Origin of the sequence: Cryobacterium frigoriphilum (assembly GCF_004403305.1) — a bacterium.
GTDB lineage: Bacteria > Actinomycetota > Actinomycetes > Actinomycetales > Microbacteriaceae > Cryobacterium > Cryobacterium frigoriphilum.
In genome coordinates, this window is sequence record NZ_SOHE01000016.1 from 39,356 (window position 1) to 53,543 (window position 14,188).

A 14,188-nucleotide genomic window follows, 5' to 3' on the forward strand; every position below is an offset into this window, starting at 1 on the left:
TGACCGGGGGCCGTGGGTGCGGCGAAGCGACGTGGCCCGGTGGGGCCACGATGCGGTCACGGTCTAGACGCGACTGATGCAGAGCAGGGTGAGGCCGGGGCGTGGCGCCGGCACGGTGACGGTACGCCAGACCACACCGCGTGCTGCGCCACCGGCATCGAGCAGGCGGCGATAGGTCGCCGGGCGCCGCCTCAGGAACACCGAGACGACGAGGGTGAGCAGCAGAACGCAGGTCATGGCGAGCAGGGCGCAGTCGAGCAGCCCGTCGCCGGCGCCGAACGTGAGGGTCGCGACCGCGGGAGCCGCCAGGGTGATGACGGCCAGGGTCACAGCTTCATCGGCGTGATGGGCGGCCATCGGCGAGCTCGATACGGACGATGCGCCATGCATCTCGTGTCCGGTCATCTGGCAGTGCAGGGCGAACATCCCCAGGAGCAGACCGGCGAGGGCCAGTAGGGCCACCACAGGGCGTGCCGTGCGATCCTGCGTCATGTCACCCCTGTCGTGAGTCTCCCTGAACCATACTCCGTTACGAAAAGCGGATGCGGCGTGCGAGGGTGTCCGTTTCATCCGCTATTCGACCGCGAAACGCCATCGTGTCCGCTTTTCGTGCGCCTAAATGCCGAGCACGAGGCGGATGCCGTCGGCGACCTTGGACAACACGTAGTTCGGTGCGTGCCCCACCGGGTGCGGGTCCAGGAACTCCCGACTGATCGGACCAATCTGAGACACCACCGCGACCGAATCCTTGCCGAGTCCTGAACCGTCCACCGGTATGAGCACGTTTCCCGGGAACGCTTCGAGGGCAAGGTTGGATGTCACGGGCACCACGAGCACCGTGGCAATCTCGGTGGCGAGCAGCCAGCCATCTTGCACGACGAGGGCCGGCCGGCGCGTGGCCGGTTCTGAGCCACCGGGAGATCCGAAATCGACCCATACGATATCGCCGCGGGCGATCACCACTGCGTGCCCTCACGCACGATGCGTTCTGCTTCGGGCAGGAAGGGGCTATCGGCGGCGGGCTGCCCGACGCGTGCGATGACCGCGTTTGCCAGAGCGGTCAGCTCCGCTTTCCCCTCAAGCTCTTCGGCGAGGCGGTGGCCGGCGAGGCGGTAGAACTCTGAACGGTTCATTCCATGTCTCGCCGCCAGCCTGTCAAAGCGTTCGAAATCGCCGTCGGGTATCGAAATCGCGGTTTTCATGCTGAAAGTATAACTTGTTATACCTAGGATCGTCAGGCCAGGCTGGCAATCAACTGATTGCCCACAACTGTATTGTGCACAATGTGTTAGCGTCAGACTGTGGCTCACACAAACCCGATCAGTACCGCGCCGATCCCCGTGCTCGACGAGCAGATCTGCTTTGCGCTCTACAGCGCCTCCCGCGCCATCACCGCCCGCTACCGCGACCTGCTCGAGCCGCTCGGCCTGACGTACCCGCAGTATCTGGTGCTGCTCCTGCTCTGGGAATCCGAACCGGCCACCGTGACGCGCCTCGGCGAGCGGCTGCACCTGGACTCGGGCACGCTCTCACCGTTGCTGCGTCGCATGCAAGCGGCGGGTCTGGTCACCCGCAGTCGTCTGCCGCACGACGAGCGCAGCGTGCAGGTGTCGCTGACCGAGCGCGGCAGCACGCTGCGGCACGAGGCGCGCGGCATCACCGACCTCGTCTGCGCCGCCACCGGCTCGGGGCTTGCCGATCTGCAGGCCCTGCGGGCGCAGGTCACCCTGCTCGATGACCACGTTCGTGCCTCGCACTGACTTCCTTTCCAGCCCCAACCCGCACGACAACAGAAATGGAACCACCGCTATGCCTACACGTACCGCACGCACCGCATGGAACGGCAGCCTCGAGGCCGGCGAGGGTCAGGTTGAACTGACCAGCTCGCAGCTCGGAACCTACGACGTGTCCTTTCCCACGCGCACGTCCGACACCGCCAACGGCTTCACGAGCCCCGAAGAGCTGCTCGGCGCCGCGCACTCCGCCTGCTACGCCATGCAGCTCTCCGCCGTACTGACCGCGGCCGGCGGCACCGTCGACGCCCTCGACGTGCAGGCCGACGTCTCGATCGGCGCCGACCCGGCCGGCGGATTCATGCTCACCGGCATCACTCTGACCGTGCGCGGTGAAGTGACCGGCCTTGACAGCGACGCCTTCCTGGCCGCCGCGAACGAAGCCAAGAGCGGATGCCCCGTCAGCAAGGCCCTGACCGGCGTGGACATCAGCCTCGACGCCGAGCTCGTGGTCGCGCAGACCGTCTAACCCCGATAAAAGCGGATGCCCGGGGGCCGACGACGTGTCGTCGGCCCCCGGGCATCCGCTTGTCCGGTGCTCGTGCTAGGCCAGCGGAGGGATCAACCGCTCACTCCGGTAGCGGTCAAAGAGTGCGGTGAAGCTGTCGATGGTGCGGTGATGGCTCGTGAAGCCCGCCAGCCGGCTCTTGCTCACATCGGTGACGACCTCGATCGTGCGGCCGAGGTCGGCGTCGGTGTGCCACCAGGACGCCAGGCGGGAGACATCCGCTTCGGCGAGGCTGTGCTCGGCGGCGATGCCGGCCCACACCTCGTCGATGCCCTGCATCTGCTGCTCGAGGGGCTGCGGCACCGCGCCCGGGCCGACGGGCTCGACTCCGAACTGTGCGGCCAGCTGCGACCACAGGCGGCGCCAGCGAAAAACATCGCCGTTGACCACGTTGAAGGCCTCGTCGCGGCCGGCTGTGTGGGTGGCGGCCCAGAACATCTGCTCGGCCAGAATGGTGGCGTCGGTGACATCGGTCAGGCCATTCCACTGCATCTCGCTGCCGGGAAACACGAAGGGTCGGTCAAGCGACCGGCAGATCGACGCGTATACGGCGAGCGTGAGGCCCATGTTCATGAGGTTGCCCACGGCGTGGCCGATCATGGTGTGGGAGCGGTGCACCGACCAGGTGAAACCCTGAGCGGCCGCGGCCGCGAAGAGGGCGTCCTCCTGCGCGTAGTAGAAGTTGGGGGCGTCAAGGCGCGGCTCTTCTTCGCGGAACGGGGTATCGGGCATGTTGCCCTGCCCGTAGGCCTCGAACGGTCCGAGGTAGTGCTTCAACCCGGTCACCAGGGCGACGTGCTCGAGGGGCGCGTCGGTGAGTGCCGCCAGCAGGTCGCGCACCATGCCGCCGTTCACGACGATGTTCTGCTGTTCCGTCGCCTGCCGGGACCACGCCGTGAAGAAGACGTGGCTGGGGCGTTCGGGTGCCAGGACCCGCTTGAGGTCGTCGGCGGATCGCAGGTCGGCCGTCAGCCAGCGCACGCCCTCACGGGGCAGGCCGGGGCGGCGGCTGAGCGCGAGCACGTTCCAGCCGGCCTCCCGGAGTTCATCGGTGACGGCCGAGCCGCTGATCCCGGTCGCGCCCACGACGAGTGCGGTGCGGGCTTCCGTGGTGGGCAGGGGAGTGTTCTGTGCAGAAGTCATTGATAGGCGTAACGCGCTCGGTACGCGTGCCATTCCCGGGGCCCGAGCGCAGCATCCGTCGCCACGGCGGGCGACACTGTTAGGGAGCCGGGCGCAGCGCGGGCTGCAGAATGACGACGTCGGGGCCGTACCGCTCATCGAGCAGGGCCTGCACGGTTCCGTTGTCGAAGATCACGTCGACGAAGAGGTAGCCGTGATCGATGTAGCTGCCGAGGGCTTCGACGTCGTTCGGCAGTTGCAGTTCGGCCTGGATGCTCTCCAATTCGGCCTGCTCGGTGTTGCCGGGCCGGCTGCCGTCGCGTCGCGCATCCTCGATCGGCATGGCGTCGTAGAGCGAGAGCGGAATCGGGGGCTTCGTGGTGGTGAGGCTGGTGCCGTCCCAGGTGCCGAACACCGCGTAGGTTCCCCACGTCACGTTCGACACGGTTTCCGACTGGGTAGCGGATGCCCAATCCCACCCGAGCACGGTCGGCCCACCGCATTGAGGAGGGTACGACTGGGCGATGGCGCCGAGGCAGAGCTCGGGGTCGGCGTCACCGACCTGGATGACGGTTCCCTGGCCGATCAGCTCGGTGCCGGCATCCGCCGTGGGCGGTGTGCTTCCGGCCGAGGCACCGTTCGCGCACCCGGTCAGCAGCAGGGCGGCGCCGACGACCACCGCAACCACCCCGGGGGTCTGGCGGCGCCGAAAGCGCCGGGCGGTCGAGCGGGCAGGGCCCGCGGGTGTGCCGATCACGGGTTTGCGCACGGCGCCACCTTTCGTCGCTTGGTTCCTGGCCGTTGATCCATTGTGGCGCGCCGCGCCTGAAGGCGTGCTGCGGATCTACGGCAGGGTGGCGAGGCGGGCCAGCACGTGCTCGGGAACCGCCGCTGCCGGAATTTCGGCGAGCAGAAATTCGCCCGCCGGCGGCTCGTCGACGCTGCTGCCCGGCCAGAACCCGGCCGGAATCACGACGCCGGCTGGCCGGTCGAGTTCGGCGCCAACCCCGGAGAGCTGCACGCCGTCGGCGCGACGCAGCCCGAGAGTCCAGCCGTAGTGGTCGGTGACGTTGCGCACCGGGGAATAGGTGTCGAGCGGTACCGAAACCGTGGTGTCGTCACCGTCGTCCAGCGGGCGGTCGTCGAGCAGAACGGATGCCAGCGGCAGCCCCGCAAACGCGCGCAGCCAGTCCGCGACGTACATCGACGCGTTCTCGGCGTTGTCGGCGTCGAGGCCCGCGGCATCCGCTGCGCCGCTGAACCGATGCGTGCGCACCAGCCACTGCATCGGGGAGGGGATCTGCAGCACCACCGGCGCCCGCTGGGTCTTGCTGAAGGTGGTCGCGAACTCGACCGCGTCACGCAGCAGGTCGGCGTCGCCCAGCAGGGTGCGGAGCGCGAACCCGGTGCGGTTTCGGGCCGCCATCGCCTCGCGCAGTGCCTCGCTCGACCGCAGCCGATAGGCGTAGAACCGGTCGAGGTTCAGCAGGGCGAGGTCGCTCGACAGCAGCCCCTGGGCCTGCCCGAAGAAGTTGCAGTAGGCCATCGGCTCGCTCCACGGCACCGGTTTGCCCTGCAGCAAGACGGCCTGGGCGTAGTCGTGGGAGTCGACGAGCACGGCCCGGCGGCGACCAGAGGGTGGGGCGGCGATCACGGCGGCGAGCGAGAGGGTCATGGGGTCTCCTATATATAGGTGTGTGCGGGGGTACCCGGATGCCGGGCCGGGCTCGGGGAGCTCGGCCCGGCATCCGGGCGGATTGCGGTGGCCTGGCCTTAGGACTTGTGCACGACCTCCTCGCCGTACTTCTGCTCGAGTTCGCGCACGCGGGCCTCGAGCTTGCTGATCTTGAGCACCCGGCGGTCGGGAACCATGATGAGCGGCAGCTCCTCGAGCTTGCCCTTCACACGTTCGGGCTCGAGGCCGCCCCAGTGGGTGGCGAGCAGCTCGTCGTCGTTGTCCTGACCCCAGGATCCGAAGTAGAGCAGATCGGTCGGCGGCTCCTCGGTGACGAATTCCTTGACGAAGTCCGCGTAGGGCGTGCCGCGGCTGATGCGATCCCGCCGCATCTGCGCGCGCAGTTCGATCGTGGCCTGCTCGTGCACGACGTAGGTTCCGGGCTCCCAGACCACGCCGTACATGGTCGTGGCGGTGTGGGCGCTGATGCGATCGAGTTCGAGGTCGGTCACCACGAGCTCAGGGTCGCGTTCGAGCACGTCACCGTAGCCGCCGCCGGCGCCCTGGGCGATCATGTACAGCTCGCCCTCCTTGGCCACGTCGAACTGCAGCCCCATGTGCGCGGACTGGTAGTCGCCGCCCTCGAACGGCTGCTCGTTCATGACGCGTTCCATCGACAGGTTGAACTGTGAGGGGTCCTTCTTGATCACGTCGTAGATGTTGATGTTCTTCACCATCGCGAGCGGATACACCGGGCAGCCGTAGCCGCCGAACATGCCAGGCACCGAGGAGAACTTGGATCCGCTCGTCACGGTCATGAAACCCCAGCTGGGTGTGCCGCGAGAGGCGACGATCATCTCGTAGCCCATGCCGCCGCGAAACTTGCCGAAGCCCTGGTTGTCGCGCACCAGACGCTTGCTCACGAGCTGCAGGAACGGAACTTCTTCTTCCATGACCTCCTGCTCGCCGATGTCGGCCATCGCGCAGAACAGCGGAGCCACGGCATCCTCACCGTCGCGGAACGCCTTCGCGCCGCCGCCCATGCCGTTGAGGTCGGCGCACAGGTTGCCGACCTGCTCGCCGTTCTGGGTGGTGCCGCCCCACAGAAAGTCGTTGATCTGGTTGAACCAGGGCGCCACGACGTTCGAGTACTTCTGCGGCGAGGAGAACTGCATCTTGGCGAACGCCGTCTGCAGGGCCGAGAACCCGCGGAAGGAGGCCTGCAGCGACTGGCCGACCGGGGCGTCGTAGCCGGCATCCGCCCAGCTGTGCTCCTCGGTGATGACCTCGATCGGCGACAGGGCGCCGGTCGAGCGGGGCAGGTCGGGCCACCAGTACGACAAAATGGCCTGCGCCATGAACGACTTCGTCGAGGCGAGCGGAGAGTTGATTGCCCGGTTCAGAATTTCCGGGCCGGTTCCGGTGAGGTCGACGATCATCCGCTCACCCTTGATGGTGATCTTGCAGGCGAACTTGATCAGGATGTTCTCTTTGAGCGTCGAGTCGACGAACTGGTTGAAGGTGACCGTGCCGTCGGGCAGCTCCCCGATGCGGCGCTTGACCTCGGTCTCGACGTCTTCGACGGTGACCCGCAGCGAGGCCACGAAGGTCTCCTGGCCGACCTCGTCGATCAGGCGGTCGACGGTGTCCATGATGCGGCGCACCGCGCCCATCTTCACCTTGATGTCGGCGAGCATGAGCTTGGGGTCGCGGGTGGAGTGCTGCAGAAAGGTCAGCAGGTCGCGGCGCAGGTGGCCCTTCTCGACGATCTTGATCGGCGAGGCCCGCAGGCCGTCGTCGAATGGGGTCTCCGAGCCCGACGGCATGCCGCCGGGCTCGCAGGCGCCGTTCTCGCCCTCGTGGATGGTCGCGCCGACCCAGGCGATGATGATGCCGCCGCGAATGACGGGCACGAGCATCGACTGGTCGGTGTTGTGCACCATGCCGAAGCGCGAGTCGTTGTGGAAGAAGCCGTCGCCCTCGTTGATGCCGACGGTCGGTTCGTCCTTCCAGTTCTTCATGATGTAGCGGATGGGGTGGTGCAGCACGGCGGAGAAGGCGATCACACCGCGGTTGGACAGGTAGGTGACGTCACCCTCGGCGGTGTAGACCGCGCAGGAGAGGTCGGCCCACTTGGCGCCGGGGGCGGCGCCCATGCTCTCGCACATTTCGAAGGCCTCGTCGAGGGCGCCGGCCAGGCGCTTGCGGATGCGGTCGATCTCGATCGGGTCGATGCCCTGCGCGATGCACTCCTCTTCGTAGGCGGTGCGGGGCATGATCTCGTGGTGGCGCATGATGGCCGGGTCGGGTCCAAGAAAGAGGGTGGTCTCGTCCATGAACTTGTCGACCCACTGCTGTTCCTGGTCGGTCAGCGCCTGATCGGAGTGGGCCTGGGCGTCGTTGTCGTCGTTTGAGCTGGCGGGTACGAAGTGGTCGGTTGTCAGTGTCATTGTTCTCAAGCTCCTTTGCTTGTCTACAGAAAAAGTTCGGGATTCACGCGCTCAGCAGCCAGACGGCGCCCTGCACGGTCGGTTCCAGTCGCCAGCCCGGCTCGACCAGATAGGTGGTGTTCTCGGTCGTGACGATCGCCGGCCCGTGAATCACGTACTCGTGCTTCAGCGCCTCGGCGTCGTAGACGGGGGTGTCGACGGCGCCCGAGATGCCGGTGAAGTGCACCATCCGGCTCGAGACCGGTGCTGGTTCGGTTTTCTCGCCGCCGGCCAGGATCGACTCGAACTTGATCACCTCGCCCTCGATGAACGACGCCACCCGGATCGTCTGCACGCGGATGCCGGCCTCGGGCGCCTGGGTGCCCTCGCCGTAGCGCTCGCCGAAGATCTCGGAGAACGTCTTGATCAGGTGCAGCACGTCGGCGACGCCGTTGACCCGGTTGATGTCGAACGCGACGGCCGTGGTGACGAGCTGGTTGCCGTAGCGCATGTCCATTTCGAGGCGGTAGCGCACATCCGCTCGGTCGTAGCCCTGGCGCACGAGGTCTTCGGCGCCCTTCGCTTCGAGCTCTTCGATGTAGCCGTTGAGCGCGTCGTACTGGTTGTACAGGCTGCGCTTGATGGCCTCGTAGAGCACGACGTAGGCGCTGCGCTCGTGAATGTGCAGCGGCCGCATGTTTCCGGCGCCGAGGGCGGAGAACACCGACGCGAACGGCGGGAACAGGATGCGGCTGATGCCGGCGCTCGCGGCGATGCCGCAGGCGTGCAGGGGGCCGTTGCCGCCGTAGGCGAGCATCGTGTAGTCCTCGATCAGGCCGCCGCGGGAGCGCAGTTCCTTCTCGATGCCGATCGCCATCTGCTCGTCGACGGTCTTCTTGATGACCTTCGCGACCTCCACGGCGTCGAGGTCGAGCTCGTCACTGAGGGTCTCGTCGATCACATAGATGGAGCGCTTCTTGCTCAGCTGGATGTGTCCGTTGGCGTAGTTGTCGGGGTCGAGGTAGCCGAGCACGAGGTCGGCATCGGTCACCGTGGGCCGCAGCCCGCCGCGGTCGTAGCAGGCCGGGCCCGGGTCGCTGCCGGCGGACTCCGGGCCGATCTGGATCGCGTGGTGGATGCGGTTGTAGGCGGCGATCGACCCGCCGCCGGCGCCGAGGGTGTTGAGGTGGATCATCGGCGCCGACACCATCCAGCGCCCGATCGTGGGCTGGAAGTCGTAGTGCCGCACCCCGCCCTCCGGCACGAGGCCGATATCGAAGGAGGTGCCGCCCATGTCCATCGAGACGACGTCGCCGAGCCCGGTCGATTCGGACAGGTGCTGGGCCGCGCCGACGCCGGCGATAGGGCCGGAGTGGATCGTCTGCAGGGCATCCGTCGAATTGGGCTGGGCCATGCCGCCGGAGTTGTGAATGACGAGCATCGGCTTCTCGTAGCCGGAGTCGCGCAGGTTGTTGCTGAGCTGGTTGAGGGCGTGAAACATGGTCTCGTGCAGAAACGCGTCGACGATCGTGGCCATGGCCCGCACATATTCGCCCTTGCGGCCCGAGACCTGGCTGCTGAGCAGCACGGGAATCGACCCGAGCTCGTGGGTGGGGTACTCGTCGAGGATGATCTCGAGAATGCGGTCTTCGTGCACCGAGTTCTCGGTGGCGTTGGTGAGCGCGACGACGATGGCCTCGGCGCCGTTGTCGACGAGCTCACGCACCATGGCCCGCACGTCGTCGTACATGAGGGGCACGAGAACCTCGCCGACCGAGTCGATGCGTTCTTTCACCGAGCGGATGAGGCGACGCGGCACGAGCGGGTCGGGCCGCTGAGCGTCGGGCATGTCGCCCTGCTTGACGCCGTCGAGGCCCTCGCCGTAGCCGCGGCCGCGGGAGAGCGGGATGGTGTCTTCGAAGCCGTGGGTGACGATCGCGGCGACCCGGGGGCCCTTGCCCTCGATGAGGGCGTTGGTGCCGAGAGTGGTGGCGTAGCGCACCGAGTCGACCTCGCGCAGTGCGGTGTCACGGCTGATGCCGGCCCGTTCGCAGGCCCGGTCGAGGGCCTCGTTGAAGCCCAGGGCCAGGTTGTGGTGGGTGGTGAGCGCCTTGGATTCGATGTACTTGTCGTCCCAGACGAAGAAGCAATCGCTGAATGTGCCGCCGATGTCTACGGAAATGCGTTTCACGGTCAGTGCCCTTCGGTCTGGTGAGAGTGAGAGTGGGAGTGCGAGTGGCCCGACACGGAGTCGAAGCGGGCGCTGAGGTCGGTTTCGGCGTTCTCGCCGGGGCCGTAGTTCACGACCTCCTCTGGATTGCCGCCGTGGGCTTCCCACTTCTCACGCAGCGAGTCGATGTCCCAGAGCATGTCGACGGTCGGCGGATGCCCCGGCGGCAGGTATTCGGCCTCGATCTGGGTTCCGCAGGTGGGGCAGTAGAACTCCAGGATGCGGCAGAAGGTGGGGTCGGGCGAGAACGTGAACTCGTACTTCTCCGGGTCGATCACCGGCGGGTGGATTTCTCGGGGGTCGCGGTCGTAGACCAGGGTGCCCTCTTTGTAGTTGCCGCGGGCGTCGCCGAAGTCGTGCGCGCAGACGCGGCAGAGCCAGCGTTCCGTGTCGAGGTCGATGAGCAGGTATTCGGTCATGGGGACTCGCATCGTGGTTACCGTCCTGATTCGGGGTTGGTCGTGCTCGCGGTGTCGTTCAGCAGCAGGTCGCCGGCCGTGGAGACGTTCAGGGTCCAGCCCTGCGGAACGCGGGCCGTGAAGAACGGCCCCTCGACGATCGCCGGGCCGGCGGCCCGGGCGCCGGGCACCTGGTCGTCGAGCTGGTAGACCTCGACGGTGTCGATGGTGCCGGCGGATGCCCGCACCCGGCGGGTTCCGCTGGCCACGGCCTTGCTGTGCGTGCTCGGAGTGCCGCCATCGAGGTGGGGGTGTGGCAGCCGGTAGGTCGCGGTGAGCAGCTGCACCTCGTGGTCGTCTTCGGTCAGGGTGCTCCAGGCCAGGTCGCAGTCGGCGATATCGTGACCCTCCTGGAACATGTCGCGCGAGGCATCCGTCAGCATCTGCTCACGCGCGCCGGCGACGGCGGCGGGGGAGAAGCCGGTGATGGTGGTCTCATACGACTGGGCGATGTCGCTGAAGCTGATGCCGTAGGCCGAGAACACCGCGGCGAGGCGCGGCACGAGCACCTGGGTCACGCCGGCGGTGCGCGCCGCACTGCACGCGTTCATCGGCCCGCCGCCGCCGAACGCGGCGAGGGTCGTGCCGCGGGCTGGGTCGACGAGGTGCGCGAAGCTGGCCGCGAGCCGGTCGGAGTAGGTGCTCTCCATGCGGATGAGTGCCTCGTCGAGGCTGATGCCGAGCGGCTCGGCGATCGTGGCGGTGATCACGGCCCGCGAGCGGTCCGCGTCGAGCGCCATCTCGCCGTTCAGGTAGGTGGCGGGGTCGAGCACGCCGAGCAGCAGGTTGACGTCGGTGATGGTCGCCCGGGTGCCGCCGAAACCGAAGCAGGCGGGGCCGGGAGCGGCGCCGACGCTTTCCGGCCCGACAGTGATCTCGCCGTCGTGCACGGCGATGATGGAGCTGCCGCCGACACCGCTCGAGTGCACATTGCTCATCTCATAAGAAATGTCGACGCCCTGGATCGATCCGCGCCGGTCGACGGCGATCGTGGAGTCCTCGACGACACCGACATCGGTCGTCGTGCCGCCGACGTCGATCATCAGCACGCTCGCCAGCCCGTAGGCCTCGGCGAGGGCGCGGGTGCCCTCGAGGCCGCCGCGCGGTCCGGACGAGTATGTCTTGAGGGCCACCGACTTGGCAACCCGGGAAGACGCGCCGTCGTTGCGGTAGATCAGCAGCGGGTTCTTGAGCTTGTAGGCCCGCAGTCGGTGCTCCGCGCTGTAGAGAAATCGTTCGACCGTGGGGTGCAGGAACGAGTTGAGGATGCCCGACCAGATCTGGCGCGGCCGGGAGGTGTCGCTCGCGAACTCGCGGGAGAACAGGATCGGCACGGAACCGAGCAGGTGCCGGGGAAAGTTCTTGAGCATGGTGCGCTTGTAGAGGTGCTCGCGTTCGAGGCTCGACGCGGCCACGACGAGGCGTTCGGCGCCGGCCGTGGTGAGGCGGTTGATCTCGGCCACGAGCTCGCTCGCGAGTTCATCGTCGGCGCCGTGCGGCGAGACCACGCTGATGCGGGCACCGACGAGGTCGTCGAACAGGCCGGCCTTGGTTTCGCTGCCGCGTAGGGTCGCCTCGAGCGTCGGGTCGTCGGTGATGACCCCGATCAGCGGGCCCTTGCGTTCGACCAGGGCATTGGTGCCCTGCGTCGAGCTGTAGCGGATGTGCCGGGTCGAGTGCAGCAGATCGGCCAGGTTGGCCTCGCCGTACAGCAGCACCGACGCCTTGGTCATGCCGTCGAACAGGCACTGCGACAGGTCGACCGGCGTCGTCAGGGTCTTCGTGAAGGTGAAATCCGTGCCGGTGCCAACCACGATGTCGGTGAGTGTTCCGCCGTTGTCGATGTTGATTAATCGTGCCATGAGCGCTCCTTTGCGTCAGGTACTGCGGTGGGTACTGCGTCGAGTGGTGTCGATGGGCGGCCCTCGAAACGGCCACGGATCTCAGCGTGCGGCCCCGTGCATCCGCCCCGATGTCCCAGATTGGGACACCGGACACGTAGCGCCCGCAGGGTGTTCCGAGGCATGCTTGCAAGGTCCACAAGGGAGTAGACATGCCGCACGTCCGCCTCAAACGCCTCAAGATCGCAGCCGCACGCGCCGATTTTCTGCGATTCGGGCGGGCTGAAACCGATGCCGTGCCGAGCGTCGTTGCGGCCTCCTGGCAACGCTCTTTCACCGCCGGCGTGAACGCGGCGACGGCCCAGGCGGCCTTTCACGCGGATCTCGACATGTCCAGCCGGCTGATGCGGTGCGCCCGACCCGTGATCGCACGCCTCGGTGACGAGATGGCGCAGATGCCGCTGAGCATCGTGCTGACCGACAATCGGGCCCGCATTCTGAGCCGCTCGGAGACCGACCGCACGATCGCCCGGCAGCTCGACGATGTCTCGCTCGCCCAGGGATTCAACTACGCCGAGGGCTCGGTGGGTACCAACGGCATCGGCACGGTGCTCGAATCGGGCCAGCCGCTCTACATCGTGGGTCCCGAGCACTTTCACGAGCAGCTGCAGCCCTTCGCGTGCGCGGGCAGCCCGATTCGCGACCCCCTCACGGGACGGGTCGAGGGGGTGCTCGACATCACCTGCCTGAGCGAGTTCGCCAGCCCGCTGATGCACTCCCTGGTGCGCTCGGCCACGCACGACATCGAACACAACCTGCTGGCCGACCGCAGCCTGCGCCAGCAGGCCCTGTTCGACACCTTCGTGCGAGTGGATGCCCGCAGCCGCGGTGCCGTGATGGCCGTCGGCGGCACGATGGTGATGGGCAACGCGGCCGCGCAGAACCTGTTCGACATGACCGAGCAACGCACCATTCACGAGCACGCCCGCTACCTGATGCTCGGCGCCGGCACGGCCGCGGATCACATCGAGCTCTCGACCGGCAGGCGTGTGTACCTGCACGGTAAACGGGTCGTGGTGGGCAGCGATGTGGCCGGCATCGTGCTCAGCGTCGACATCGTTGCGGAGGCGGTCGCGCCGGTCGCTGCGCAGGGTGCGGCGCCGTCCGGGTGGGTTCAGGATCCCGCGCCGGCCGGGCCGGCCGGGGCACCGGGCACACCGCAGCGCGGGCCGTCGCTGCTCGGCAAGCGCGCGGTAGAGGGCGTCTCGCGGGCTCTTGTCGCGGGTACCGCCCTGCTCGTGGTCGGTGAGGCCGGCTGTGGAAAACTCTCCCTCGTGTCCGAACGGTACCGGCTGGAGGTGCCGGAAGGTCGCAGTGTCGTGGTGCGCTGCGCCGGTCCCGATCGGGCCAACCTCACGGATGCCCGCGCTCGGCTGGCCCCGGCCCGGTTCGGCGAAGCGCGGGGCACGGTGCTCGTCATCTTCACCAACATCGACCGGCTCGACGCCGTCGGAGTGCTCGAGCTCGAGGCTTTCTTCGTCGAACTCGCGGCGAGCGGGAGCCCGGTCGCGATGGCCGCCACGGTGTCCCAGGACTCCGTCAACGCGGATCTCCCGTTTCAGCAGTTGCTCGCCCACTTCGGCCAGGCGGTGACCGTTGCTCCGCTGCGGCATCGGGTCGAGGAGCTGCCCGAACTCGTCGCGGGGCTGCTTCAAGCCCTGCCGCCGCGCCGCGGTGCAACGCTGAGCCCCGCGGCCCTGCGGCTGGTCTGCCGCTACTCGTGGCCCCGCAACATTCGTGAACTGCGACAGGCGCTCGAGTTTGCTCTGCTGCGACGGCCCGTCGGTGAGATCCAGGAGGACGACCTGCCCGGCCACTGCCACAGCGGCGCCGAACGCCTGCTGACCCCGCTCGAGACCGGGGAACGCGACCTCATCGTGTCGGCCTTGCACGACGCGAACGGCAACCGGGTGCACGCCGCCGCGGCCCTCGGCATTGCCCGGTCGTCGCTGTACCGCAAGATCAAGAGCTTCGGGATCGACGCGGCGTAGGCATCCGCCCGCTGCCCAGCAACCGACAGTACCGTCGCCTAATACCCCATAGGGTATAGTCTCGAGTAGATCCGCGCGGCC

At 67.5% G+C, this 14,188-nt stretch carries 13 protein-coding genes; 3 read left to right on the top strand and 10 right to left on the bottom strand.

What is annotated here, in order from left to right; all coding sequences use genetic code 11:
• Positions 1-63: 63 nt before the first annotated feature.
• The 3 genes from E3T55_RS03070 to E3T55_RS03080 form a co-directional block, all read right to left on the bottom strand.
• Complete coding sequence (locus E3T55_RS03070) at positions 64-492, bottom strand: hypothetical protein (RefSeq protein ID WP_134518109.1); 429 nt, start codon at positions 490-492, stop codon at positions 64-66.
• A gap of 123 nt (positions 493-615) precedes the next feature.
• Positions 616-963 (bottom strand): type II toxin-antitoxin system PemK/MazF family toxin, encoded by a 348-nt coding sequence (locus E3T55_RS03075; RefSeq protein ID WP_241992822.1) that lies wholly within the window; start codon positions 961-963, stop codon positions 616-618.
• Positions 957-1,202: a ribbon-helix-helix domain-containing protein gene (locus E3T55_RS03080; RefSeq protein ID WP_134518110.1), complete on the bottom strand. Its 246-nt coding sequence runs from the start codon at positions 1,200-1,202 to the stop codon at positions 957-959. Before E3T55_RS03080 ends, E3T55_RS03075 begins: the two co-directional genes overlap by 7 nt.
• Before the next feature lie 99 nt (positions 1,203-1,301).
• Here E3T55_RS03080 and E3T55_RS03085 point away from each other — a divergent pair, with 99 nt between their 5' ends.
• The gene (locus E3T55_RS03085; RefSeq protein ID WP_194092213.1) at positions 1,302-1,760 is read left to right on the top strand and encodes a MarR family winged helix-turn-helix transcriptional regulator; all 459 of its coding nucleotides are present in this window, start codon (positions 1,302-1,304) and stop codon (positions 1,758-1,760) included.
• A 49-nt stretch (positions 1,761-1,809) separates the two neighbouring features.
• Positions 1,810-2,262, top strand: a complete 453-nt coding sequence (locus tag E3T55_RS03090) for an OsmC family peroxiredoxin (protein ID WP_134518111.1) — start codon at positions 1,810-1,812, stop codon at positions 2,260-2,262.
• 75 nt (positions 2,263-2,337) lie between these two features.
• Here E3T55_RS03090 and E3T55_RS03095 read toward each other — a convergent pair whose 3' ends face one another.
• The 7 genes from E3T55_RS03095 to E3T55_RS03125 form a co-directional block, all read right to left on the bottom strand.
• Positions 2,338-3,444, bottom strand: coding sequence for an SDR family oxidoreductase (locus E3T55_RS03095; RefSeq protein ID WP_134518112.1), 1,107 nt, complete (start codon positions 3,442-3,444; stop codon positions 2,338-2,340).
• 79 nt (positions 3,445-3,523) lie between these two features.
• Entirely contained in the window at positions 3,524-4,192 is a 669-nt protein-coding gene (locus tag E3T55_RS03100; RefSeq protein ID WP_134518113.1) for a hypothetical protein, read from the bottom strand.
• Between the two features lie 75 nt (positions 4,193-4,267).
• Positions 4,268-5,098, bottom strand: a complete 831-nt coding sequence (locus E3T55_RS03105; protein WP_134518114.1) for a hypothetical protein — start codon at positions 5,096-5,098, stop codon at positions 4,268-4,270.
• 98 nt (positions 5,099-5,196) lie between these two features.
• Complete coding sequence (locus E3T55_RS03110; RefSeq protein ID WP_134518115.1) at positions 5,197-7,548, bottom strand: hydantoinase B/oxoprolinase family protein; 2,352 nt, start codon at positions 7,546-7,548, stop codon at positions 5,197-5,199.
• A gap of 43 nt (positions 7,549-7,591) precedes the next feature.
• Positions 7,592-9,718, bottom strand: coding sequence for a hydantoinase/oxoprolinase family protein (locus E3T55_RS03115; protein ID WP_134518116.1), 2,127 nt, complete (start codon positions 9,716-9,718; stop codon positions 7,592-7,594).
• Between the two features lie 2 nt (positions 9,719-9,720).
• Complete coding sequence (locus tag E3T55_RS03120) at positions 9,721-10,176, bottom strand: acetone carboxylase subunit gamma (protein ID WP_241992823.1); 456 nt, start codon at positions 10,174-10,176, stop codon at positions 9,721-9,723.
• 17 nt (positions 10,177-10,193) lie between these two features.
• On the bottom strand, positions 10,194-12,077 hold the full coding sequence (locus tag E3T55_RS03125; protein ID WP_134518118.1) for a hydantoinase/oxoprolinase family protein: 1,884 nt from the start codon (positions 12,075-12,077) through the stop codon (positions 10,194-10,196).
• Between the two features lie 191 nt (positions 12,078-12,268).
• Between E3T55_RS03125 and E3T55_RS03130 the strand changes: the two genes are divergently transcribed.
• Positions 12,269-14,107, top strand: a complete 1,839-nt coding sequence (locus E3T55_RS03130; RefSeq protein WP_134518119.1) for a sigma-54-dependent Fis family transcriptional regulator — start codon at positions 12,269-12,271, stop codon at positions 14,105-14,107.
• Positions 14,108-14,188: the final 81 nt, after the last annotated feature.

Excerpts from the sequence above, each read along its gene's own strand:
- E3T55_RS03070 (WP_134518109.1), bottom strand. The coding sequence starts at position 492 with ATGACGCAGGATCGCACGGCACGCCCTGTGGTGGCCCTACTGGCCCTC.
- E3T55_RS03080 (WP_134518110.1), bottom strand. The coding sequence starts at position 1,202 with ATGAAAACCGCGATTTCGATACCCGACGGCGATTTCGAACGCTTTGAC.
- E3T55_RS03090 (WP_134518111.1), top strand. The coding sequence starts at position 1,810 with ATGCCTACACGTACCGCACGCACCGCATGGAACGGCAGCCTCGAGGCC.
- E3T55_RS03095 (WP_134518112.1), bottom strand. The coding sequence starts at position 3,444 with ATGACTTCTGCACAGAACACTCCCCTGCCCACCACGGAAGCCCGCACC.
- E3T55_RS03105 (WP_134518114.1), bottom strand. The coding sequence starts at position 5,098 with ATGACCCTCTCGCTCGCCGCCGTGATCGCCGCCCCACCCTCTGGTCGC.
- E3T55_RS03110 (WP_134518115.1), bottom strand. The coding sequence starts at position 7,548 with ATGACACTGACAACCGACCACTTCGTACCCGCCAGCTCAAACGACGAC.
- E3T55_RS03120 (WP_241992823.1), bottom strand. The coding sequence starts at position 10,176 with ATGACCGAATACCTGCTCATCGACCTCGACACGGAACGCTGGCTCTGC.
- E3T55_RS03125 (WP_134518118.1), bottom strand. The coding sequence starts at position 12,077 with ATGGCACGATTAATCAACATCGACAACGGCGGAACACTCACCGACATC.
- E3T55_RS03130 (WP_134518119.1), top strand. The coding sequence starts at position 12,269 with ATGCCGCACGTCCGCCTCAAACGCCTCAAGATCGCAGCCGCACGCGCC.